Annotated in this window: 19 protein-coding genes; 8 read left to right on the top strand and 11 right to left on the bottom strand. The window is 74.4% G+C overall.

What is annotated here, in order from left to right; genetic code table 11:
• The first annotated feature begins 45 nt into the window (after positions 1-45).
• The 3 genes from ACIQTO_RS11495 to ACIQTO_RS11485 all read left to right on the top strand — a co-directional run bounded on the left by ACIQTO_RS11495 (position 46) and on the right by ACIQTO_RS11485 (position 3940).
• The gene (locus tag ACIQTO_RS11495; protein WP_402386162.1) at positions 46-1011 is read left to right on the top strand and encodes a DUF389 domain-containing protein; all 966 of its coding nucleotides are present in this window, start codon (positions 46-48) and stop codon (positions 1009-1011) included.
• Positions 1012-1187: 176 nt separating this feature from the next.
• Positions 1188-1583, top strand: coding sequence for a DUF302 domain-containing protein (locus ACIQTO_RS11490; protein ID WP_402386160.1), 396 nt, complete (start codon positions 1188-1190; stop codon positions 1581-1583).
• Positions 1584-1759: 176 nt separating this feature from the next.
• Complete coding sequence (locus ACIQTO_RS11485) at positions 1760-3940, top strand: MMPL family transporter (RefSeq protein ID WP_402386157.1); 2181 nt, start codon at positions 1760-1762, stop codon at positions 3938-3940.
• Positions 3941-4046: 106 nt separating this feature from the next.
• Here ACIQTO_RS11485 and ACIQTO_RS11480 read toward each other — a convergent pair whose 3' ends face one another.
• From ACIQTO_RS11480 to ACIQTO_RS11440, 9 genes are all read right to left on the bottom strand, one after another.
• On the bottom strand, positions 4047-5645 hold the full coding sequence (locus ACIQTO_RS11480; RefSeq protein WP_402386155.1) for an amylo-alpha-1,6-glucosidase: 1599 nt from the start codon (positions 5643-5645) through the stop codon (positions 4047-4049).
• Complete coding sequence (locus ACIQTO_RS11475; RefSeq protein ID WP_402386152.1) at positions 5645-6469, bottom strand: carbohydrate ABC transporter permease; 825 nt, start codon at positions 6467-6469, stop codon at positions 5645-5647. Before ACIQTO_RS11475 ends, ACIQTO_RS11480 begins: the two co-directional genes overlap by 1 nt.
• A 7-nt stretch (positions 6470-6476) precedes the next feature.
• The gene (locus tag ACIQTO_RS11470) at positions 6477-7421 is read right to left on the bottom strand and encodes a carbohydrate ABC transporter permease (protein ID WP_402386150.1); all 945 of its coding nucleotides are present in this window, start codon (positions 7419-7421) and stop codon (positions 6477-6479) included.
• Positions 7418-8713: an ABC transporter substrate-binding protein gene (locus ACIQTO_RS11465; protein ID WP_402386147.1), complete on the bottom strand. Its 1296-nt coding sequence runs from the start codon at positions 8711-8713 to the stop codon at positions 7418-7420. Before ACIQTO_RS11465 ends, ACIQTO_RS11470 begins: the two co-directional genes overlap by 4 nt.
• A gap of 108 nt (positions 8714-8821) precedes the next feature.
• Entirely contained in the window at positions 8822-9571 is a 750-nt protein-coding gene (locus ACIQTO_RS11460; RefSeq protein WP_402386144.1) for an SDR family NAD(P)-dependent oxidoreductase, read from the bottom strand.
• Complete coding sequence (locus ACIQTO_RS11455) at positions 9568-10674, bottom strand: ATP-NAD kinase family protein (protein ID WP_402386141.1); 1107 nt, start codon at positions 10672-10674, stop codon at positions 9568-9570. The genes ACIQTO_RS11460 and ACIQTO_RS11455 overlap by 4 nt, the downstream gene beginning before the upstream one ends.
• Positions 10671-12227, bottom strand: a complete 1557-nt coding sequence (gene gcvPB / locus ACIQTO_RS11450) for an aminomethyl-transferring glycine dehydrogenase subunit GcvPB (RefSeq protein WP_402386138.1) — start codon at positions 12225-12227, stop codon at positions 10671-10673. The genes ACIQTO_RS11455 and gcvPB overlap by 4 nt, the downstream gene beginning before the upstream one ends.
• Positions 12224-13561 (bottom strand): aminomethyl-transferring glycine dehydrogenase subunit GcvPA, encoded by a 1338-nt coding sequence (gcvPA, locus tag ACIQTO_RS11445; protein ID WP_402386135.1) that lies wholly within the window; start codon positions 13559-13561, stop codon positions 12224-12226. Before gcvPA ends, gcvPB begins: the two co-directional genes overlap by 4 nt.
• 25 nt (positions 13562-13586) lie before the next feature.
• Entirely contained in the window at positions 13587-15551 is a 1965-nt protein-coding gene (locus tag ACIQTO_RS11440; RefSeq protein ID WP_402386133.1) for a beta-galactosidase, read from the bottom strand.
• Between the two features lie 105 nt (positions 15552-15656).
• Here ACIQTO_RS11440 and ACIQTO_RS11435 point away from each other — a divergent pair, with 105 nt between their 5' ends.
• The gene (locus ACIQTO_RS11435; RefSeq protein WP_402386131.1) at positions 15657-16301 is read left to right on the top strand and encodes a GntR family transcriptional regulator; all 645 of its coding nucleotides are present in this window, start codon (positions 15657-15659) and stop codon (positions 16299-16301) included.
• Between the two features lie 647 nt (positions 16302-16948).
• On the opposite strand, the gene ACIQTO_RS11430 is transcribed toward ACIQTO_RS11435, so the two are convergent.
• Entirely contained in the window at positions 16949-17383 is a 435-nt protein-coding gene (locus ACIQTO_RS11430; RefSeq protein ID WP_402386128.1) for a helix-turn-helix transcriptional regulator, read from the bottom strand.
• Between the two features lie 127 nt (positions 17384-17510).
• On the opposite strand from ACIQTO_RS11430, the gene ACIQTO_RS11425 reads away from it, so the two are divergent.
• Both ACIQTO_RS11425 and ACIQTO_RS11420 read left to right on the top strand, forming a co-directional pair.
• Positions 17511-17963, top strand: coding sequence for an STAS domain-containing protein (locus ACIQTO_RS11425; protein WP_402386125.1), 453 nt, complete (start codon positions 17511-17513; stop codon positions 17961-17963).
• A gap of 228 nt (positions 17964-18191) precedes the next feature.
• A complete protein-coding gene (locus ACIQTO_RS11420) occupies positions 18192-18650 on the top strand; it encodes an ATP-binding protein (RefSeq protein WP_402386122.1) in 459 nt (152 codons plus the stop codon).
• Positions 18651-18775: 125 nt separating this feature from the next.
• On the opposite strand, the gene ACIQTO_RS11415 is transcribed toward ACIQTO_RS11420, so the two are convergent.
• Complete coding sequence (locus ACIQTO_RS11415) at positions 18776-20011, bottom strand: alpha/beta hydrolase family protein (RefSeq protein WP_402386119.1); 1236 nt, start codon at positions 20009-20011, stop codon at positions 18776-18778.
• 180 nt (positions 20012-20191) lie between these two features.
• On the opposite strand from ACIQTO_RS11415, the gene ACIQTO_RS11410 reads away from it, so the two are divergent.
• The gene (locus ACIQTO_RS11410; RefSeq protein ID WP_402386116.1) at positions 20192-21463 is read left to right on the top strand and encodes a sensor histidine kinase; all 1272 of its coding nucleotides are present in this window, start codon (positions 20192-20194) and stop codon (positions 21461-21463) included.
• A complete protein-coding gene (locus tag ACIQTO_RS11405; protein ID WP_402386114.1) occupies positions 21460-22191 on the top strand; it encodes a response regulator in 732 nt (243 codons plus the stop codon). Before ACIQTO_RS11410 ends, ACIQTO_RS11405 begins: the two co-directional genes overlap by 4 nt.
• Positions 22192-22323 lie beyond the last annotated feature (132 nt).

The raw sequence follows: 22323 nt of genomic DNA, 5'->3' as shown, positions 1-22323 counted from the left end.
GGGTCGGCGCCCGGCCGGGACGCCGGATCCCGTGGAGGTGCAGGATTGGACATGATCCATGTCCGGATGGTGAGCCCGCCGGATCTCACCGACCGGATCGTCGTGCTCCTCGCCGGCGATCCCGCCGTGCTCAATCTGATCGTGCAACCCGGCCGGGCGCGGCACCCGGACGGTGACGCGATCGTCTGCGACGTGCTGACCGGGGCGGCGAACGACGTGCTGCGGGCGCTTCGCGCGGTGCACCTGGACAGCCGGGGCTCCATCGTCATCGAGCCGGTGGACATGGCCTTCGTCGGCGGCGCCGCCGAGGCCGGGGCGCGCAGGCTCGGCGCCCTCGCGCACGTGCCCGTCTGGGAGGAGGTCGAGGCGCGGATCCGTGCGGTCGGGACGTACGCGCCGAGCTTCTACCTCTACCTGGTCGTCGCCGGCCTCATCGGCGCGGTCGGGATCGTCACCAACTCCCAGATCCTGATCGTCGCGGCCATGGTCGTCGGCCCCGAGTACGGGGCGATCGTGGGCGTCGCGCTGGGCATCGACCGGCGGGACGGCCGGCGGATCCGCACGGGCCTGACCGCACTGTGCGCGGGCTTCCTGCTGGCCATCGCCGTCACCTTCCTCTTCGCCCTGGTGATCCGCGGTTTCGGCTTCGAGTCGGTGGCGTTCCGCCAGGGCGTGCGGCCGGTCTCCGAGCTGATCGACACCCCGGACTTCTTCTCGTTCGCGGTGGCGGGGCTGGCCGGTGTGGTCGGCATCGTCTCGCTCACCGAGGCGCGGACGAGTGCCCTGCTGGGCGTCTTCATCTCGGTCACCACGATTCCGGCGGCGGCGGACATCGCGGTGTCCGTCGCCTTCGCCAGCTGGCGCTCGGCCTGGGGCTCGCTCCTCCAACTGCTGGTCAACATCGTGGTGCTGATCGTGGTGGGGACGGTCACGCTCCGCGGGCAGCGGGAGATCTGGCGCCGGGTCGGCCGCCGCCGGGCCGGCGCCCCGGTGGCCGGGGCCGGCGGGTGAGGAGCCGGGGCGGGCTGCCCGGTCCGGGGGGGCGGACGACGGTCCTGTGGTCGTCGTCACGGGCACCCCGCCGCCGCTCGGGTACCCCCGGGGGTATATTTGCCGGTATCCGGCCGACGGGCCCGCCCCGGCGCCCGCATCCGGCCACCCGCCCCCGCAGGTATGGGAGAGACGACATGGACCACGACCTCGGCATCACCGTCACGCTCGACGCCCCCTTCGCGGAGACCGTCGACCGCGTGCGCACCGCCCTCGCGGAGCAGGGCTTCGGCGTCCTGACCGAGATCGACGTGCGGGCCACCCTGCGGGCCAAGCTCGGCGAGGAGCTGGAGGACTACCTCATCCTCGGTGCCTGCAACCCGCCGCTGGCCCACCGGGCGCTCGAAGTGGACCGCCGGATCGGCCTGCTGCTGCCCTGCAACGTCGTCGTCCGCAGTGCGGACGGCAGGTCCGTGGTCGAGGCCATGGACCCGGATCTGATGGTCCGGTTCACCGGGCGGCCCGAGCTCGCGGCGGTGGCCGCCGAGGCCGGCACCCGCCTGCGCGCGGCGCTCGCCTCGCTGCGGGACTGACCCACCCCCCGGGGGGGGCGTTCCGCCCTCGGCGCGATCGGGCCTTCGGCTGCCCTCCTGTATACCCCCCTCCGTATTTTCGCCCAACGCAGCCCGGTGCTGCCCAGCCCAGCCCAGCCCGCCCACCGCCCGTGCTGCCCAGCCCGTTCCCCCGCTCGTACAGCCCAGGAGCCACCGTGAACCGCCCCGCCGCCCTCACCGACAGTCCTCCCGCACCGCCCGACAGCCAGCCGGCCCGCCCCGGCCTGCTCGGCCGCCTCGGGGTCTGGTCGGTCCGGCACTTCAAGGCCGTCCTGGCCGGCTGGCTGGTGATCGTCGCAGGCCTCGGCGCGTTCGCCCCGCAGGCGACCACCGCCCTGTCCGGAGCCGGCTGGCAGGCCAACGGCTCGGACTCGGTGCAGGTGCGGCACCTGGCCCAGCAGCACTTCGCCGGCAACGCCTCGTCCGCGCTGCAGATCGTGGTGAGCGCCGACCGCCCGGTCTCCGACCCGGCGGTGCAGCGGGTCCTCGGCGCGGCCGGGGCCCTCGCCGCCGCCGACCCGAGGGTCTCCGCGGTCGTCCCCCCGCAGCCCGGCGCCACCCTCAGCGAGGACGGCCGCACCGCGATCCTGCTGGCCGGCGCCAAGGCCGACCCGGACGAGATGGTCCGCGCCGCCGACGACCTGAAGGGCCCGCTCGCCGCGCTCTCCGGCGACGGCATCGAGGTGCACGCCACCGGCGCCTCCGTGCTGTGGAGCGACTTCAACACCGCCAACCACGACGCCATGATGAAGTCCGAGATCATGTCCTGGCCGGTCACCCTTGCCATCCTGGTGCTGGCCTTCGGGTCGCTGGTCGCGGCCGGACTCCCCCTGCTGCTCACCCTGGCGGGCCTGGCCGCCTCGGCCGGCTCGCTGGTCCTGATCAGCCACCTGTTCCCGGTCTCGGTCTGGGCGATGAACTTCGCGATGATGTTCGCCCTCGCCCTGGGCATCGACTACGCCCTGTTCCTGGTGGTCCGCTTCCGTGCCGCCCGCGCGGGCCGGCCCGCCACCGGCGGCCCCCGGGACAGTGCCGCGGCGGTGGCCGAGACCATGGACACCGCCGGCAAGGCCGTCCTGCTCTCCGGCGCCACCGTGCTGGTCAGCCTCTCCGCCGTGCTGCTCGTGCCCGCTCCGGCGTTCCGGTCGATGGCCGGCGGCATCATGCTCGCCGTCCTGTTCGTCCTCGCCGCCACCCTCACGCTGCTGCCCGCCGTCCTCGGCCGGCTCGGCCACCGCGTCGACGGGCTCGCCCTGCCCCGGGCGAAGTCCGGCGGGACCGGCTCGGCACGGTTCGCCGCCTGGGGTGAGCGCCTCTGGGCCCACCCCGTCCGCTACGGGGCCGTCGCCCTGACCGTGCTGCTGGCGCTGGCCGCGCCGGTGATCGGCCTGCGCACCGCGATGCCCTCCATCACCGTCGTCCCCGGGGACGACAGCTCCCGCGCCGGGTACGCCGCCGTCCAGCGGGCCTTCGGCCCCGGCGCGCCCGGCACCCTGCAGATCCTCACCCCCACCGGCCAGGCCGACGCGGTCGGCGCGCGGCTCGCCGGGACGCCGGGGATCGCCGGCGTGCTGCCCGCCCAGGCCGCCGCCGACGGCTCCGGCTGGTCGATGATCCAGGCCGTCCCCACCGTCGACCCCTCCGATCCGAACCTGGGCCGCACCGTGCACACCCTGCGCGCCGAACTCCCGGCCGACACCCTGGTGGGCGGCGCGGCGGTCGAGAACCTCGACCTGCAGCACCTGCTCACCGAGCGGACCCCGCTGGTCATCGGGGTGGTGATGGTCCTGGGCTTCCTGCTGCTGCTCGTCGCCCTGCGCGCTCCGCTGATCTCCGCGCTGGGCACGCTGGCCAGCCTGCTCTCCACCGGTGCGGCCTTCGGGGTCGCCCGGCTGGTCTTCCAGGACGGTCACGGCGCCGGCCTGCTCGGCTTCCGGTCACAGGGGTTCCTGGACGGGTGGGCGCCGGTCTTCTTCTTCGCGATGATCTTCGCGATCGCGATGGACTACACGGTGTTCCTGCTCGCGTCCGCCAAGGAGCACTACGAGCGCTCCGGGGACCCGCGCGAGGCCATGGTCGGCGCACTCGCCCACTCGGGCCGGGTCGTCCTCTCGGCCGCCGCCGTGATGGTCGCCGTCTTCTTCACCTTCGCCCTGTCCGGGCCGCTGCCGCCGAAGGAGATGGGCGTCGTGCTCGGCGTCGCCGTCCTGCTCGACGCGGCCCTGGTCCGCCTCGTCCTGCTGCCGGTGCTGCTCCGCCTGACCGGCCGCGCGGCCTGGCACACCCCCGCCGGGCTGGACAAGGTCCTCCCGAGGATCCCGTTCTCCCACGGGTGACCCACCGTCGGGGCGCCGGGCGCGCGGTGCGCCCGGCGCCCGGGACGGCGCTCAGCGGGCGCGGCCGGGCCTTCCCGGAGGTGCTGAGCGCCGTGGTCCCGGTGGGCTACGACCCGGGGGCGCCCGCCGGTCCCGGCCGGTTCACCGCCAGGTCGACGAACAGGGCGGCGGACCAGCCGAAGCCGGAGGTCGCCCGGCGCGCGCGGGCGCCGGTCAGCGGGTTCCAGTACTCGTAGAGGCCGCCGGCGTCGCGGACCATCGCCACCGTGCGGCGGTGGAGTTCGTCCGCGGTGGCGGTGAAGCCGGAGCGGCGCAGGCCCTCGATCAGCAGGTAGTTGATGTTGAGCCAGACCGGCCCGCGCCACATCGCCTCCGGGTCGAAGGCGGGATCGTCGAACGCCACGGTGGGGACGGGGTGCTCGCCCCAGAAGGCGTCGGACCGGAGGGTCTTCTCCAGGGCGGCGGCGACCTCGGCGGGAAGGCGTCCGGTGAACAGCGGCATCAGGTCCAGCGCGGTCCGGACCGGCACCGGCGCGTCGTCGGCCAGGGTGACGAACCGGGTGCCGTCCCAGCGTTCGGCGACCAGCAGTTCGGCGTGGGCGGCGGCGCGCGAGCGCCACCGGGCGGCCTCCGCGGGCCGGTCCAGGGCGTCCGCGATGTCGGCCAGCCGGTCGGCCTGGTGGATCAGGTAGGAGTTGAGGTCGGGGGGTTCGGCCCGGGGGCCGTAGTCCCAGACGGGGCTGTCGTCCAGGCCGGACGAGTACGGGTGCAGATAGGCGGGGAGCCCGTCGCCGTCCGGGTCGGAGGCGGTGAACCACCACGCGTGGGCGCGGACCAGTCCGGGGTAGACCGCGGCGAGGAACGCGAGGTCCGGGTCCGCCTGGTGGATCTTCCAGACGGCCCACGCGGCCAGCGGCGGTTTGGTGACCGGCACCGGGTCCGGGGAGGGCGCGGTGCCGTTGGCCCGGCCGACGTGTTCGCCCAGCCGGGCGTGGTCCGCGCGGGGCAGGTCGGTGGTGGCGGCGAGCACGCCCCGGTCGTGGACGACGTCGGGGAGCCGGCCGTCGGGGAGCTGGTGGTCGAGCAGCAGCAGGACCTGGTCGCGGGCGAGCGCGGGCGAGGCGTGCCGCAGGGCCACGGCGTGGAACAGCGCGTCCCAGTTCCAGACGCCGACGTACCCGTACTTGGACGGGACGAGCCCCTCGCGGCCGCCGATCGGCAGCAGGTTGACGGCCAGCGTCCACCAGGCCGTCCGGGCCGGTTCGGCGAGGTCGGCCGGCACCGGCGGCATCCGCGCGAACCAGGCGTCCCAGCGGGCCTCGGCCGCGGCGCGCACGGCCGGCTCCGACCAGTTCCCCGGCGGGCCGGTCAGCACGTGGCACCCGGTGAGCGCGATCGACTGCTCCGCGCCGTCGGGCCGGCGCCAGAAGGCCTGGGCGCCGTGGCCGGTGATCACCAGCGTCGAGGCGTCGGCGAACAGCAGCGACACCCCGCCGGCGAAGGCCACTTCGGTGGGCGTCGCCGAGACCACCGGCAGCGCGCGTCCGCCGCGGTCGCGCACGACCAGCGCGCTCAGCTCCACGGTCTCGGCGAGCGGGGTCTCGTACTCGGCCCGGGCCACCCGGAGCCCGTCCGGGTGGGCCGTCACCAGCAGTCGTGAGCCGCGCTCGGTGAACGGCCGTTCCACGAGGTCCAGCGTGAACATCAGCGCCCTCCCAGGCCCGAGGAGGCCATGCTGTTGAGGATCTTGCGCTGCCCGACCAGGAAGGCGATCAGCATCGGCACCACGGTCATCGCCGACAGGGCGGCGGTCATCCCGTAGTCGATGCCGCCGTGCTGGGCGTTGAAGGAGTCGAGCAGCAGCGGGATGGTGAACAGGTCCGGGGTGTTGAGGAACACCAGCGGGAAGAAGTAGCTGTTCCAGCTGGCCAGGAAGACGATGATGCCGAGCGTCCACAGGCCCGGCCGGATGTTGGGCAGGATGATCCGCCAGAAGATGGTCCAGCGGTTCGCGCCGTCGATCCGCGCCGCGTCCTCCAGCTCGACCGGGACGGCCCGGATGAACTGGCGCAGCAGGAACACCGCGAACGGGTTGGCCACCGCCGGCAGGATCAGCGCCAGGTGCGAGTCGATGAGCTGGAGCTTGGCCAGCATGATGTAGAGCGGCACGATGGTGACCTGCGCCGGGACCATCTGGGTCGCCAGGAAGAGGCCGAACACCGGCCCCGAGCCGCGGAACGGTATCCGGGCGAAGGCGTAGGCCGCCATGGCGCCGGTGAACAGGGTGGCGGCGACGGTGATCGCCGCGATGTACATGCTGTTCCAGTACGCCCGCCCGATCGGTACCTGCCGGAGGACGTCCGGGTAGTTCCGGGTGCGCCACGGCCCGGGCAGCCAGGCCAGCGGCTCGTTGATCATCTGGCCGGCGCCCTTGAAGGAGGTCAGCATCATCCAGATGAACGGGAAGAGCATGAGCAGGCCGCCGAGGGCGAGCACGGCGTGCAGGAGGAGCTGCTTCCGGATGGTCATGCCGGCCTCACGACTCGTAGTGGACGAAGCGCTTCTGCGCCTTGAACTGGACCGCCGTGACGAGGAGCGTCAGCAGCAGGAGGATCAGCGCGGCGGCGCTCGACAGGCCGAACTGGAACTCGCGGAAGCCCTGTTGGTAGACCTTGTAGACGATGGTCTGGGCGCCTTCGTTGTGGTCGGGATTGACCAGGACGTAGATCAGGTCGAAGGCCTGGAAGGAGCTGATCACCGACACCACCACGGTGAAGAAGACGGTCGGTGAGAGCATCGGCAGGATGACGGAGCGCAGCGTCTGCCACGGCCCGGCGCCGTCGATCCGCGCGGCCTCCAGCAGGTTCGACGGGATGGTCGCCAGCCCGGCCAGGAAGATCACCACGTTGAGGCCGAGCGAGGACCAGATCGTCACCACCGCGATGGCGGGGACGACCCAGTCCGGATCCGCCAGCCAGTTCGGCAGCGTGACGCCGAAGAGGTCCTGCACGGTGCCGTTCAGGATGCCGTCGGTGCCGCCGCCGAGGATCATCTGCCAGATCACCGACACCGCGACCGAACTGGTCACGACCGGCAGGAAGTAGATCACCCGGTAGGCGGTCCGGCCGCGCACGCCGTGCAGGGCGAGCGCCAGCAGCAGGGCCAGGACGAGCCCGCCCGGCACGGTGATCAGGCCGATCTTGAGGGTGTTCCACACCGCGCGGCCGAAGTACGGGTCGGTGAGCTGGGTCCGGAAGTTGTCCAGCCCGACCCAGGTGGCGTCGCCGAGGCCGTCCCAGCGCATGAAGGACAGCACGATCGCGAAGCCCAGCGGGCCGACCAGGAAGGCCAGCAGTCCGAGCAGTTGGGGGGCCAGGAAGAGCGCGGCCCACCAGCGCTCGCGCCGGCGCCAGAGCGGTTCGCGGCCGGTCCGGGCGGCGCGGGCCCACCGCCGCGCGGGGGCCTGGGTGACGGCGCTCAACCCTTTCGGCCCGTCATGTCGCCGACCAGCTTCTGGAGCTGGGTCATGCCCTCGTCGAAGCCGGTCTTGCCCTCCCAGATCTTCATGAGCTGGTCGTTGATGGCCTTGGTCAGACCGGGCACGGCCACCTCGTCGGGGTAGTTGGCGAAGCCCTTGTCGCGTACGTCGAGGAAGGTCCGGGCGTGTGCCGGGTAGCCGCCGTCCGTCACCACGCTCTCGGCGCCCTTGATCGACGGCACGGCGCTGCCGCCCTTGAGCCGCAGCTGCTGGCCCTCCTTGCTGACGAACTCGCTCAGGAAGGTGAAGGCCTCCTTCATGTGCTTGGTGTCCTTGTTGACGGTCAGGTAGGAGGCCGCGACCGCGCCCGGGATCGGCTGCCCGGACTCCGAGGGGAAGGGCACGATGTCGTAGTTCTGGAGGTCGCCGCCCTTCTGGATGCCCTCGATGACCCAGCGGCCGCCGGCGTAGAAGCCGGCCTTGTGCTTCACGAACTGGGTGGCCGCGCTGTTGCCCTCGGGCAGCAGGTCGGCGGAGGCGAAGGTCTTGTCCTGGTACCCGTCGTAGAGGGTCCTGAGGGCCTGCCGGGCCTTCGGGTCGGACGGCGCGACGAACCTGCCGCCGTCCCAGACCTTGCCGCCGAAGCCGTTGACCAGGCTGTAGTTGGCGCCGTACCAGTTCCAGAAGATGGAGCCGTACTTGTCCGCGGCCTTGAGCTTGGCGTTCATCTCCAGGTACGTCGCCATCGTCCACCGGCCGGCCTCGTTCAGCGCGGCGGGGTCCTCGGTGATCCCGGCGGCGGCCAGCGCCTTCTTGTCGTACCAGAGGACCTCGGGGTTGGTGTCGTTGGGGACACCGAAGGTGACGCCGTCCTTCTTCGCGCCGCCGTAGATGCCCTCGAAGAAGTCCGCCGGCCGGCTCTTGCTGTCCGGCCCGGCGAGCTGCTCGTCGAGCGGGGCGAGCACACCGTCGGCGACGAGCTTGCCGATGTAGTCGTCACCGACGTAGAAGACGTCGGGCGCGGTCTTCGAGGTGAGCTGGGTGAGCAGCTTGGGGTGGTAGTCCTCGTAGGAGGCGACCGGTTCGAGCTTCAGCGTGATGTTCGGGTGCCGCTTGGTGAAGTCCTCGGTGAAGGCCTTGAAGACCTCCATGTCCTCGGCCGATCCCCAGGTGGACCAGCGCAGGGTGACCTTGCCGTCCTTGGAGCCGCCGGCGGAGCCCGCGCCGCCGGTGCCGCTGCACGCGGACGCGGACAGCGCGATCGCCAGGGCGACCAGGATTGCTCTGCTCTTCACAGCCGACATCGTGTGCCTCCGGGAGAGTTCATGAGGATGGGGGAGTGGTGAAGCGGGGTCGGGCGGGGTGGAGCCCGGGTGAAGCGGGGTGGAGCTGGTGAAGCGGGGTCAGGCGAGGCCGCCGCCGTCGACGACGAGCGCGGAGCCGGTGACGTAGCTGCTCGCGTCGCCGGCCAGGAACAGCACCGCCTGGGCGATCTCCTCCGGTGAGCCCGCGCGCCCCATCGGCCGGTCGGCGGCGTCCTTCTCGAAGGCGGCCCAGTCGGCGTGGAGCTGGCGCGCCTCGTCGCGGAGCATCGGGGTCATGGTGTCGCCGGGGTTGACCGAGTTGACCCGGATGCCGGCGGCGGCGTGGTCGATGGCCAGCGCGCGGGTCATGTTGACGACCGCGGCCTTGGAGGCGCAGTAGGACAGCGCGTTGGCGCCGCCCTTCAGGCCCCAGCCGGAGCCGGTGTTGATGATGGAGCCGCCCTCCGTCATCGCCGGGACGGCGAAGCGGCACATCAGGTAGACCGAACGGACGTTGACGGCCATCACGTGGTCCCAGTCGTCGGCGGAGATCTCCAGCGCGGTCTGGCGGCGGATGATCCCGGCGTTGTTGAACAGCACGTGCAGGCCGCCGAAGGTCTGCACGGCGGTGTTCACGATCCGCTCGCAGTCGGTCTCGGAGGAGACGTCGGCGCGCAGGGCGGTGGCCCGGCCGCCGGCGGCCTCGATCTCGCGGACGAGGCCGGTGGCGTCCGCCAGGTCGGCGACCACCACGGCCGCGCCCTCGGCGGCGAACCGCCGTGCGGTGGCCCGGCCGATGCCCGAGGCGCCGCCGGTGACGATGGCGACCTTGTTCTGCAGGGTGTTCATAGGTCCTCACTCGCTGACTGGATGCGGTACACCACGGAGGTGCGGTGCCCGGTGACGACCCGGGCGTGTCCGTTGAACGCGGCGTCGGCCGCGGCGTCCCCGCTGTCCACCAGGAGGGGCCGGCCGCCGAGCGCGGCGAGTTTCTGGGGGGTGGCGAGCACGACGAGCCCGGCGAGCCGGTCCAGTACGCGCGGGCTGAACTGCTGGTTGCCGCGGCCGATCAGGAAGCCCTGTCCGCCGATGACGGACAGCACGCCGTACGTGACCTGTGACATGGCAAGGGTGAGCAGGCGGTGCTCGGTCACGTCGGAGGCGAGCAGGGCGCCGTCCCTGACGACGTCCACCCCCAGCGGGGTCAGTTCCAGGCCGAGCGCGCGCCCCACCGCGAGGGTGGTCGCGCCGGGCCCCAGCGCGTAGGCCGCGCCGGGCAGCATGGCGGCCACCACCGCCCGTGCGATCGACTCGGCCGACCCCGGCGGCTCCACCGAGGCCCCGGTCTTGCGCCCGCTGAGCCGCGCCCTGGCCGCCGGCACCCGGAGGGTCCCGTACAGCCGGACGCCGACCGGGCCGGACCGGTGGGCCGCCTCGTCCAGGTCGACGACCTCGGCGTCGAGCGTCCTCCCGTCGAACCCGGCGGCGGTCGCCCCCGCGGTGAACGGGCTGAGGGCGAAGCACCCGGAGTAGACCTTCACCCCGGCCGGGATCCCGAGCACCGCGCCCGCCGGCCCGGCGTCCAGGACGTCGCGCGCCGTCCCGTCGCCGCCCGCGAACAGCAGCAGGTCCACCCCGCCCAGGGCCCGCACCGCCGCCCGGGTGTCCGCCGCGTCGGTGCCCCCCGCCCCGGGCCGGGGGCGGTACGCGATCTCGTGGGGAACACCGGCCGCGACGGCGCTGTCCTCGCCCATCGGGCCCGCGACGGTGCGCAGCCGGATGCCGGGGCGCCGGCCGTGCAGCGCCCGCAGCGCGGCGGCCGCGCGGGCGGCCGCCCGCGGCACCGCGCCCAGGGCGAGCGCCCTGGCCTGGATGTCCGGCCCGTCGCTTCCCTTGAGGCCGGCGGGGCCGCCCAGGCCCGCCACCGGGTTCACCACCAGGCCGACGATCACCGGCGGTGCTTGCGGCAGTAGGCGCGCCAGGTGGGGGACCACTGCGCGGGATCGTCCAGCGAGGTCGGGTCGATCCGGTGGACGCTCTGGCGGTAGGGGGCGTTCCTGACGAACTCCGGGTCCTCGCGGGCCTCGGAGGCGACCTGCGCGAGGATCGCGGCGTACTCGTCGAGGTCCTCGCGGGAGTAGGACTCGGTCGGCTCCAGGGTGAACGGCTCGGGGACCACGTAGGGGTGGTGGCTGGTCCAGTAGTGCACCCCGAAGTCGGCGGCGCGGACGCCGATCTCCTCCGAGTGCACGCCGGTTTCCTCGGTGAGCCCCTGCCAGGAGTAGCGGACCTGTTCCACCCGCCGCCGGTCCGCCCACGGCACCGAGGCGCCCGGGATCCGCAGGACCTGGTGCATCAGGTAGTTGTTGTTGAGCACCGCCGTCTCCGCGACCTCCCGCAGACCCTCCGCGCCGAGTGCCATCACCCAGGCGTAGGCGCGCACGACATTGGGCGTGACGCCGAGGAACGGGCGGATCTTGCCGACCGAACGGGCCGGGGCGGCCAGCGTGTACGAGTCGCCGTCGCGGTCGACGACCGGGCCGGGCAGGAACGGGACGAGCGCCTCGGAGACGCCGCACGCGCCCGCCGCCGGACCGCCGCACGCGTGCGGCGTCGAGAAGGTCTTGTGCAGGTTGAAGTGGCAGAGGTCGAACCCGGCGTCCCGGGCCCGGGTGATGCCGAGGATGCCGTTCGCGTTGGCCTGGTCGTAGCAGGCCAGTCCGCCGGCCTGGTGGACCAGTTCGACGAACTCGCGGATCCTCGGGTTGAAGATCCCGGTGTCCTCCGGGTTGGTGATCATCAGCGCGGCGGTCCGCGGACCGACGGCCGCGCGCAGCGCCTCGATGTCGGGGCAGCCCTCGGCGTCCGGCATCAGGGTGATGACCTCGTACCCGGCGACCTTCGCGCAGGCCGCGTTCGAGGGGTGCGAGAACATCGTGGTGATGACCTGGTCGCGCTGTCCGCCCTCGCCCCGGGAGGCGTGGTAGGCGCGGATCATGGCGATGTTGGCGTAGATCGCCGCCGAGCCCGCGCCGGGCTGCAGCGAGACCCGGGCCATGCCGGAGATCTCCTTGAGGATCTGCTCCAGGCGCCAGTAGATCTCCAGCACGCCCTGCACGGAGTCCTCGGGCTGCAGCGGGTGCAGCTCGGCGATCCTCGGGTCGCGCACGAAGGTGTCGTTGACCTTCGGGCTGTACTTCATGGTGCAGGTGCCCTGGCCGACGTCGATGTTCAGGTCGGCGCCGAGGGTCTCCTGCGAGAGCCGCAGGTAGTGCCGGACCACCTGGTTCTGCGACAGCTCGGGCAGTGCGGGCGGGGTGGCCCGGCCGACGCCCTCGGGGAGGTCGACCAGCGGCGCGTCCGGGGCCGGGACACCGATGCCGCGCCGGCCGGGCCGGGAGAGCTCGAAGATGATCTCCTCGTCCCAGCGGGCCTGGTGGTAGCGGCGCAGGGCGGGCTTGGGGGCGACCGGCAGCTGTGCGAAGGATTCCTGCTGCGAGCTCACTTGGTGTCTCCGGGGGCTGAGAGGGCGTCCTTGACGGCCGCCGCGAGGGTGTCGATGTCGGCGATGGAGTGCCGCTCGGTGACGCAGACCAGGACCTCCCGGGGTCCGAGGCGCACACCGCCGAAGATGTTCCGGAGCCGCAGCGCCGCGAGCAGGGCGTCGGCGTCCGGCACCTCCAGGGCGAACTCACGGAAGTGCAGCGCGTCCGGCTCCCGGACCAGGGCGCCGGCGGCGGCGAGCGCCCGCATGGCGTACCGGGTCCGGGCCAGGATCGTCTCGCCGACCTCGCGCATGCCCTGCGGGCCCATCAGCGCGAGGTAGACGCCGGCGGTGATGCCCCACAGCGCGGCCGCGGTGCCGACCCACTCCTTCCCCTCCTCGCGCAGCGCGAAGGACGTCCGGTCGTAGAAGACGTCGCCGAACCCGTACTCGCCCTCGACCGAGGTCGGGGCGATGCCGAACAGCCGGGACGGGAACTCCGCGACCAGCCGCTCCTCGTCGTGGGCGGCGATGAACCCGGCCTGGCCGCCGCCGTACTGCTGGTGCATGCCGAGCGACTGGATGTCCCCGCAGACGAGGTCGGCGCCGTAGGACGCGGGCGGCGCGAGCACACCGAGCGAGATCGGGTCCGTCCCCACCACCAGCAGGGCGCCGACGCCGTGCGCGAGCTCGGCCAGCTCACGGCCGCCGGTCTCGATGACGCCGTGCACGTCGGGGGTCTCCAGGTAGAGGGCGGCGACGGTGTCGTCCAGGGGGAGCGCCCGGGCCCCGCCCGGGGCGACCACCACCTCGACGTCCGGGGTCAGGTAGTCGCGGATCTTGCCCAGTTTGTCGGCGGCGATCGCGCTGCCGATCACCACCCGGGACCGGCCGGTGCGGCGGGCGGCCATCCGCAGCGCCGTTCCCGCGGCCTGGAAGCCGTCGTAGGTGGGCACGTTGACGACGTCCATCTCCAGCAGCTCGGCCATCATCGAGACGTACTCGAAGAGTGCCTGGAACCGGCCGTGGTCCTCGTAGGGCTCGCCCGCGTAGGCGGTCAGGAACTCGCCGCGGCCGTTGACCTCGTCGCACACCGCCGGCACGTGGTGCGGGTAGCAGCCGTGGCCGAGGAAGCTCAGCGCCTCCGTCGTGTCGGTGTTCCGGGCCAGCAGGCCGCGCAGGTGCCGGACCAGGCCCTGCTCGTCGGTGAAGGGGGCGGGCAGGTCGAGGGGACGGGCCGGCCGGAGGTCGGCGGGGATGTCCCCGTAGAACTCGGCGACGCTCGAAGCCCCGATCGCGGCGAGCATCGCCGCCCGGGTCTCGGGCCCCGCGTTGGGGATGTAGGGATGGGTCACGGGTGCTCCTCAGAACTTCGGAACGTCAGGACGTCAGGACGACGGCGTCGCGCGGCGCGATGACCACCGAGCCGTGCAGGAGGCGACCGGTCAGCAGGTCGGTCCCGGGGGCGGGCAGGGCCACGGTGGCCGGTGCGGCCCCGTGGTTGAGCAGGAACAGGTGGTCGCCGCGCCGGCAGGCCTCGACACCCTCCGGCAGGGGCGCCCCGGTGACGCCGGTGACGCCGGCCGCGTCGAGCACCTCGTCGAGCACCGGCGTCGGGTCGTCGAGCACGCAGCCGAGGTAGGTGACGGCGCCGCGTCGGGTGACGGCCGGCCGGCCGTCCAGCGGGCCGCCGCGGTAGCGCGCCAGGACCCGCGCGTCGTCGGGCTCCAGCCACTCGCTCCAGGTCCGGGCGACCAGCCGGGTGCCGTCCTCGGCCAGGACCTCCTGGGTGCGGCCGTCGGGGATCGGCCAGAACTCCTCGGTGCGCAGCCCGAGCAGCTCCCGCAGCGGCCCGGGCGCCCCGCCGGCGTGGACCTGGTCCGCGGCGTCCACGACCCCGCTGAACGGGCCGACGACCAGCCGGCCCGGGAAGGCGGCCAGCCGGGCGGCCTGCTCCGTGGTGCACAGGTAGAGGTTCGGGGCGATGACGACCCGGTAGCCGGACAGGTCGCGGTCGGGCGGCGCCAGGTCGACGGCGATGCCGCGCCGGTGCAGCGGGGCGTACCAGGAGAGCAGCAGGCTGTGCAGCCGCAGCCGGGCGGACGGCAGTGACTCCGGCGCTTCGAGCCCCCACCAGCTCTCCCAGTCCAGCAGGAGCGCGACCTCGGCCCGGGTGCCGGTCCCCGCGACCTCGGCCAGCCGTCGCAGGTCCGCGCCGAGGGCGAGCGTCTCCCGCCACTGGCGGGTGTCCGTCCCGCCGTGCGGGAGCATCGCCGAGTGGAACTTCTCCGGGCCGTACCTGGCCTGGCGCCACTGGAAGAACATCACGCCGTCCGAGCCGTGGGCCAGGGCCTGCAGGCTGTGCAGGCGCATCACCCCCGGCTCCTTGGGGACGTTGACCTCGCGCCAGCTGACCGCGCTCGGCGCCGACTCCAGGAGCAGCCAGGGCCGCTGCTTCAGCGAGCGCATCAGGTCGTAGCTGAGCGCGGCCTTCAGCGGGGCCTGCGGGTCGGCGGGGTCGGGGTAGGCGTCGTCGCTGACGAGGTCCTCGGCGGCGGCCCACTTCCAGTAGTCGAGGTGGTGCAGGAGGCTCATGAAGTTGGTGGTCACCGGGATGTCCGGGGTGACCTCCTTGAGCACCTCGCGCTCGGCCTCGAAGCAGGCGAGCAGCGCGTCGCTGGAGAACCGGCGCCAGTCCAGGACCTGGGCGGGGTTGACCGGGCCGGGGGCCTTGCGGGGCGGGGCGGGCTGCGTCCAGTCGGTGTAGTGCTGGCCCCAGCAGGACGTCCCCCAGGCGGCGTTGAGGCCGTCCAGGGTGTGGTACCGGGCCTGCAGCCAGCGCCGGAAGTCCCGGGCCGACTCCTCGCAGAAGCATTCGACCGTGTGGTCGCCGTACTCGTTGCCGATGTGCCACAGGACGAGCGCGGGGTGGTCCCGGTAGCGCTCGGCCATGGCCCGGGCGAGCCGGACGGTGGCCTCCCGGAAGACGGGGGAGGAGGGGCAGTACCCCTGGCGCGAGCCGAACTCCAGCCGGGTGCCGGCCGCGTCGACGGGCTGGATCCCGGGGTGGCGCCGGACGAGCCAGGGCGGCGGCGTCGCGGTCGCCGTCGCGAGGTCGACGGCGATCCCGTGCGCGTGGAGCAGGTCGAGGACCCGGTCGAGCCAGCCGAAGTCGAGGACACCGGGCGCGGACTCCAGCCGGGACCAGGAGAACACCGCGACGGTCACCACGTTGACGCCCGCCTCGGCCATCAGCCGGACGTCCTCCTCCCACACCTCCTCGGGCCACTGCTCGGGGTTGTAGTCCCCGCCGAACAGCAGCCCGGGCACCCGCGTCGGACCCATGTCGGCTCCCTCTCCCACTCGCTGGCATTTTGTATTCAGAATGCATAGTGCAGTACTCTGTATGTGGTCAAGGGTTGTGATGGAGATTCAGGGATGGGGGCCGCGATGGCGATCGAACGTCGTCCGTTGCGCGAGCAGATCCGCGACGAGCTGATGGAGCGGCTGACCCGCGGTGAGTTCGCCGCCGGTACCGACGTCAACGAGGCAGTACTGGCAGCCGAGTTGGGCGTCAGCCGGACCCCGCTGCGGGAGGCGCTGATCACCCTGGCGGGCGAGGGCGTGCTGGAGAGCAGCCAGGGCCGCGGCTTCCGCTTCGCGCCCGTCAGCCGCAAGGAGTTCCGCGAACTGGTCGCGATCGTCGCGGCGCTGGAGTCCCTGGCGCTGGAGTCCTCCGACCCGGTGCACCTGCGCGGGATCGCCCCGGAACTGCTGCGGATGGCCCAGGGGTTCCCCGACGCGGTGGCCGAGCACGCGACCGTCGACCGGCGCGACGACGAGTGGCACGGCCTGCTGCTCAGCGGTTGCCCGAACGAGCGCCTGCTCGACCTGCTGGCCGGCGTCAAGGCCGGGATGCGGCGCTACGAGAACCTGGTCGTCGCCGAGGACGAACCGGTGGCCCGTGAGTCCGAGGAGCACTGCGAGATCGCCCGCAGACTGCTGGAGGAGGACCTGGCCGGCGCGATCGAGGCGCTCCGGGCCAACTGGGTGGGCGGCATGGAGCGCATGCTCGCGCATCTTCCGGAGGAGTGACGGCGGCCGGTCGGCCGACCGGCCGCCGTCGTCGCTGTGCCGGGCCGCCGGTGCGGGGCCTTACCGTGCGGGGCCGGACCGTGCGTCGGCGCCGGTCAGGTGACCGGTTGGGGGGCGGGCGGCCCCGGCAGGGGGCCCGGCCGGGGGTACGGGTCGGGCCCCGGCGCGGGAGGCGGCGGGGGATCGGGCTCGGGCCGCGGCGGGGCCGGCGGCACGGGGTCGGGCCCGCCCGGACCCGGGACGGGGCCCGGCAGTGGGCCGGGTGCCGGTGCCGGACCGGGGGAGGGCACGGGGCTCGGCGGGACGGGGTCGTGGGGAGGGGTACCCATGGCAGGCTCCTGACTCGGGGATCACGCCTTGCGGGAGGTGTCCCGCGCTCGCGGATCGGTACCTCCGGTCGCCCTCCGCCGTCGGTCAGGACGGCGGAGGGACACCCGGCGGACCCGCGCGCGCGTCGGCCTCCTCGGTCTCCGCGCCTGCCCGGGTCGCCCGCGGCTATGCGTCGCCGTGCACCGCGAGGGTGCGACGCGCCCACGGGTCATCGCCGTCCCGGCGGGTGACCCGATCGGCGAGTCGCCCACGCGGCGCTCCGGTGGCCGGCGTGGTGCCGGCCGGCACCGGTCCGGCTCGGGGCTCCGGGCTGGTTCTCAGCGCTCGGCGGGATGGCCGGACCGTCGCGGAAGGGGCCGGGCGGGCTCCTGCCCGTCGCCGTCCCCGGCTCCGTCGCCCTCCCGGGCGCCGCCCCCGCCGGGTTCGCCCTCCCTGTCGGTCCCCCCGGCGGCGCGGTAGGCGGGAGCCAACAGGTCGAGGAGCGCGGCCACGCTGAGCCCGGTCTCCGCCGGGTGCCTGAGCCAGGTGCCGGACGCGATGCGGTAGCGGTTGCGGCGCCCGGTGCGGGAGCGGGTGAGGTATCCGGCCTGTTCGAGGTCGGTCACGATGGCCTGGACGGCGCGCTCGGTCAGCTGGACCTCCACCGCGACGTCCCGCAGCCGCACGCCGGGGTCGCGCGCGATCGCGGCGAGTACCCGGGCGTGGTTGGTCACGAACGTCCAGCCCGTTCGCGCGGGTTCGTCGAGGGCCATGCCCCCATCGTAGGAGCGCCGGTTCCCGTCTCGCCACCTACGAATTCTCATTCCCGTATCTGTTGACGTGAGAAGCTACGCGTTCCACGCTGGAGACGCCCGCCTTCGTCGCCCGGAGGAGGAGACCATGCCTGACGATCCGCGTGCGAGCAGCTCCGGCGCCCCGCCCTCCCCGCCGGTGCTGGTGGACGGAAGCCGCCCGCTCGGAGCCCGGCGCCTTGCCGACGACCTGTGGGTGGACGCGGAACCCGCACAGGACCGGGTCCGGGTGCGGGTGTACGGCGAGATCGACCTCGACATCGCCGGGGCCTTCCACGAAGCCCTCGAAGAAGCCCTGCACGCCAGCCGTACCGGTCTCGACCTCGATCTGTCCGCCGTCACCTTCTGCAACAGCACCGGGCTCAACACCCTGCTGCGCGTTCGTCTGGCCGCCCGCGGTTCCGGCCGTGACGTGGTGGTCACCGCGGTCAGCGCCCAGGTGGAGCGCCTCCTCGCCGTCACCGACACCGGCGGACTCTTCGCCCCCGCCGGCGGTGGCCGCGCCGGTCGCCCCGGCGACGACGAGGTCACCTCTCCCTGACCTCGGCCTCGTGACGCCCGGCAGGCGTGACCTCGCCAGGTCGGGGCACGGCTTCGTCCCACCACGGGTGTGTAGCGGCGCCCGGGCGGGGAACCCGCCGGACCAGGAGGATGGGAAGGGCGGGCCGGGTGGCTCCGGCCGGCGCCGTCGCGCGGAGCGCGACCGTCGGCGCGACCCGGCTCCCCGGCCGCCCGACAGGGTCCTCCGGTGCCGAGTGAGGGTCGTGCGATGGCTGTTCCCCCCGAGCCCCGGCCGGCCGGCGCGCAGCAGGTCAGAAGGCTGGCGCTGTACGGCAGCCGCGGCGCGGTGCACCGCTGCCGGGAGTTCACCCGCGGCGCGCTGACCGACTGGGAGTGGCTGCCGGCCCGCGACGAGGAGCAGCGGGCCGCCGCCGAGGACGTCCTGCTGATGGTCTCCGAACTGGTCACCAACGCCTGTCTGCATGTCGAGGGCGGACCGCGGGAGCTGCGGCTGGGCTGGGACGGCGTCGTGCTGCGGGCGGAGGTGGCGGACCCGAGTCCGGTGGCGCCCCTGCTACGGCGATCGGCGGACCCGGGGCGACCGGGTGGGCACGGGCTGCGGGTGGTGAACCGGCTCGCCCGGGACTGGGGTTCGCTGCCGGAGGGGGAGGGCAAGGCGGTCTGGCTGGAGGTGCTCGCACCGCCCGGTCGTCGCGCAGGGCGCTGACCTGGTGCTCCGTCCCCGGTTGCGCGGGTCGGGTGCCGCGCCGGGGAGGGGTGGCTCCGCGGGTGGGCCGGGCGGTGCTGGTGCGTCAGCCGGGTCTGTCCGCCGCCTGTCCGCGCCACGTCTCATCAGCGGACGAGGAGCACCTCCGGGTGGGTGGGGGACGGTCCGGTGAAGAGGGGGGTGGGGCGGTGGCGGAGCTGGAGGTCGAAGTAGGCGGCGAGGTAAGTGCGTTGGGCGGCGAGGGCGCGGGAGCCGTCGAGGGTTCCGAGGAAGTGGTCGAACTGGTCGGCGGGCCAGGAGATGGCGGACCGGGCGGCGGGGAGGAGCAGTTCGAGGTCGGTGAACGACCCGTGCCCGGAGCCGTTGAGGGTGAGCTGGCGGCGCCAGGAGGTGAGGCGGGGCCAGAGCGCGTCCCACATGGCGTCGCGGGCGGGGCGCGCGTCGGAGGCCCCGAAGAGGAGCAGCGGGCGGTCGAGGCCGTCGGTGGCGGCGGGGCCGAAGACCGGACCGTCCAGGGTGGCGGCGGCCAGCACGCGCGGGTCGTCGCGCAGGGTCTGGACGGCGGTGGCACCGCCCATGGAGTGGCCGATCATGCCCACGGCGGCGAGGTCCAGGGACGCGCCGATGCCGGGCGGGAGGGGGCGCTGCTCGGCGTCCGGGTTGACGCCGGCCGCGAGGTCGGCCAGCCGGTCCAGGACGAAGCGGGTGTCGGCGGCGCGGTAGGCGACGATCTCCTCGTCGGTCATGGCGAGGACGGCGGGCTTGTTGCGGACCTCCAGCCGTCCGTCGGGGAAGGCCACCTCGCCGGCGTCGAAGGTGTGGTCGATCGCGACGACCACGTACCCGCGCGAGGCGAGGTCCTCGGCGGCGAGGGTGCCGAAGGAGCGGTCCGCGCGCGAGCCGGGGGAGTAGAGGACCACCGGGTGGCGGGCGGCGCGATCGGCCGGCGCGTCCTGCCGGGAGTGGGTGAGCGGCCAGACCAGCCGGCCGGGAGCGGTGCCGAGGTAGTCGGTTTCCAGGTGGGCCCGTTCGGCCGCCCCGATCCACGGCGCGAGCCGGTGGCCGGGGGAGCCGCAGGCGGCGGACGGGTACCAGATCTGGGCCATCAGCTCCCGGGGGCGCGGGGTGGGCGCCCAGCGGTCGGGGCGCCGGGGATCGACGAGGTGCAGTGTGGTGGTGCCGACCGGCCGCGGGCCGGTCGGCGCGGGCAGTGTGAGCGCGATCGGCGCCGGCTCGGCCGTCGTGGTGGGCGCCGTGCCCGGGGCCGTCGTGGCGTGCGCGGCCGGGGCGGCGGTGGCGAGCGCGGCGGCGGCGAGCAGCGCGGCGAGCGCGGCGACGCCAGGGCGGGGGCGGGTGGTCATGCGGGGGCCTCCGGTGGGTGACGGTGTGTCGGCGGGTACCGCTCCACGGTGGCCGCCCCGCCCGCCCGGCACGTCCGGCCGTGGGCAGACGACCGTGATCACCCGTTCGCGGGCCTACGACCAGGGGCATACGACCGTAGGCGGATGCCCGGCCGCCGCACCCGTGGCTAACCTGGCCGCGTGCAGACCGACCCACCGGCCGACGTGGCCCCGCCGCCCGCCCCGGGGCCGTGGACGCGGCGGTTGACCCCCACCCACTGGCTGGTGGCCGACGCCGTGGCCGGGGCGGTCGGCGCCGCCGTGACGGCCGCCCGGGTGGTCGCGGCCGCCCAGGAGTTCGACCCGCACGGGCGCGGGAACCCGCCGCCGGACGGTCCGGAGGCCCTCGCCGTCGCGCTGCTCGCGGTGGCGGCGTTCGGCGCCGCGGTCGCGGTCCGGCGCCGACGCCCGGCCGGCGCGTGCGTGCTCGCGGCGCTCGCCTGGGCCGGTCTGTCGGCCGGCTGCCGCCAGCCCGCGATGGGGCTGGTCGCCGGGTTCTGGGCGGTCGTCGCCGGGACGCTGGTGGCGTACACGGCGGCGGCCCACGGGCGGCGGACGGCCCGGACGGCGCTCGGCGCGGCGGTGTCCGGCTGGGCCGTCACCCTGGCCGCGCCGGGCGAGGTGCGGGGCAACGTGCTGCTCGCGGTGGTCGGCCAGACGGCGGCCTGGGCGGTCGGGGACGCCGTCCGCCGCCACCGCGCGCACCTGGCCGGCGCGGCCGCGTACCGGGCGGCGCTGGACCGTGCCGCGCGGGACGGCGAACGCCTGCGGCTGGCCCGGGAGGTGCACGACATCGTCGCGCAGAGCCTGGGCGTGGTGAGCGTCCAGGCGGGCTTCGGCCAGTACGCCTTGGAGCGGCGCCCGGAGGAGGCCGGTGCCGCGCTGGCGGCGATCCGGGCGGTGAGCGGGGAGGCGCTGCGGGAGACCCGGGCGCTGCTCGCCGTCCTGCGGGAGGACGCCGGGGCGGTGCCCGCCGTGCCGCCGCCGGCGCCGGGGCTGGCGACGGCCGACCTGGAGCGGCTGGCCGCCCGGACGGCGGCCGCCGGGGTCGCCGTGGCCGTGCGGGTACGCGGGCCGGTACGCGAACTGCCGCCCGGTGCCGGCCTGTCGGGCTATCGGGTGGTGCAGGAGGCGCTGGCCAACGTGGTCCGGCACTCGGGCGCGGCGCGGGCCGGGGTGGAGGTGGAGTACCGGGAGGCGGAGGTGTGGCTGGAGATCACCGACGACGGCGGGGGAGACCCCGGCCCGTCGGGTGGCGGGACCGGCGGCACCGGCGGCACCGGCGGCACCGGTCTGGCCGGGATGCGCGAGCGCGTCGCGCCGTACGGGGGCTGGTGCGTCGCGGGGCCGCTGCCCGACGGCGGGTTCCGGGTCACGGCGGTGCTGCCGGTGGACGGGGCGGGCGGGGCATGACCGTTCGGGTGCTGGTGGCCGACGACCAGGCGCTGGTCCGGGCCGGGTTCGCCGGAATCCTGCGGCTCGCCCCGGGCTTCTCGGTGGCCGGGGAGGCGGCGGACGGTGCGCAGGCGGTCGAACTCGCCCGCCGGGAACGGCCGGACGTCGTCCTGATGGACGTCCGGATGCCCGGCCTGGACGGTATCGAGGCGACCCGCCGGATCACCGCCGGCGGGTCCGGTAGCCGGGTGCTGATCCTCACCACCTTCGAGCTGGACGAGTACGTGCGCGGCGCGCTGCGGGCGGGGGCGAGCGGCTTCCTCCTCAAGGACGCCGAGCCGGCCGAACTGCTGGCCGCGACCCGCGCGGTGGCCGCCGGCGGGGCGGTGCTCGCGCCGAGCGTCACCCGGCGGCTGCTCGACGGCCTGCTCGCCGAGGGCACCCCGGCACCCGCCGACCAGCAGGCCCAGGTCCCGTTCCCGTTCCCGTTCCCCGGCCGGTACTCGGAGGGTGATCCGGACCCGGCGCGGGAGCGGGCCCGGGCCGCCGTCGCGGCGCTGACCGGCCGGGAGCGGGAGGTGCTCGCCCTCGTCGGCGACGGCCTCACCAACCAGGAGATCGCCGCCCGCCTGCACATCACCGAGGGCACCGCCAAGACCCACATCGGTCGTCTGCTCCACAAGTCGGCCGCCCGCGACCGCGTCCGCCTCGCCATCCTGGCCCACCGCGCGGGCCTCTCACGGTGACCGGCCGGAGTCGGCGGTCCTCGTCGAGGAGGGTCGAGGGAGAGGATCGTGGTGCGGCTGACCCCGACTGCGCGGGGAAGGCGGGGGAGGAGGACACGACCTCTCCGGTCGGGAAGGCCGACGCTCTGTGGA

It is taken from the genome of Kitasatospora sp. NPDC091207 (genome assembly GCF_044768625.1).
In the GTDB taxonomy this organism is placed as follows: domain Bacteria; phylum Actinomycetota; class Actinomycetes; order Streptomycetales; family Streptomycetaceae; genus Kitasatospora.
Note: the sequence above shows the minus strand (reverse complement) of the source record. Positions and strands in the feature narration are given on the sequence as shown.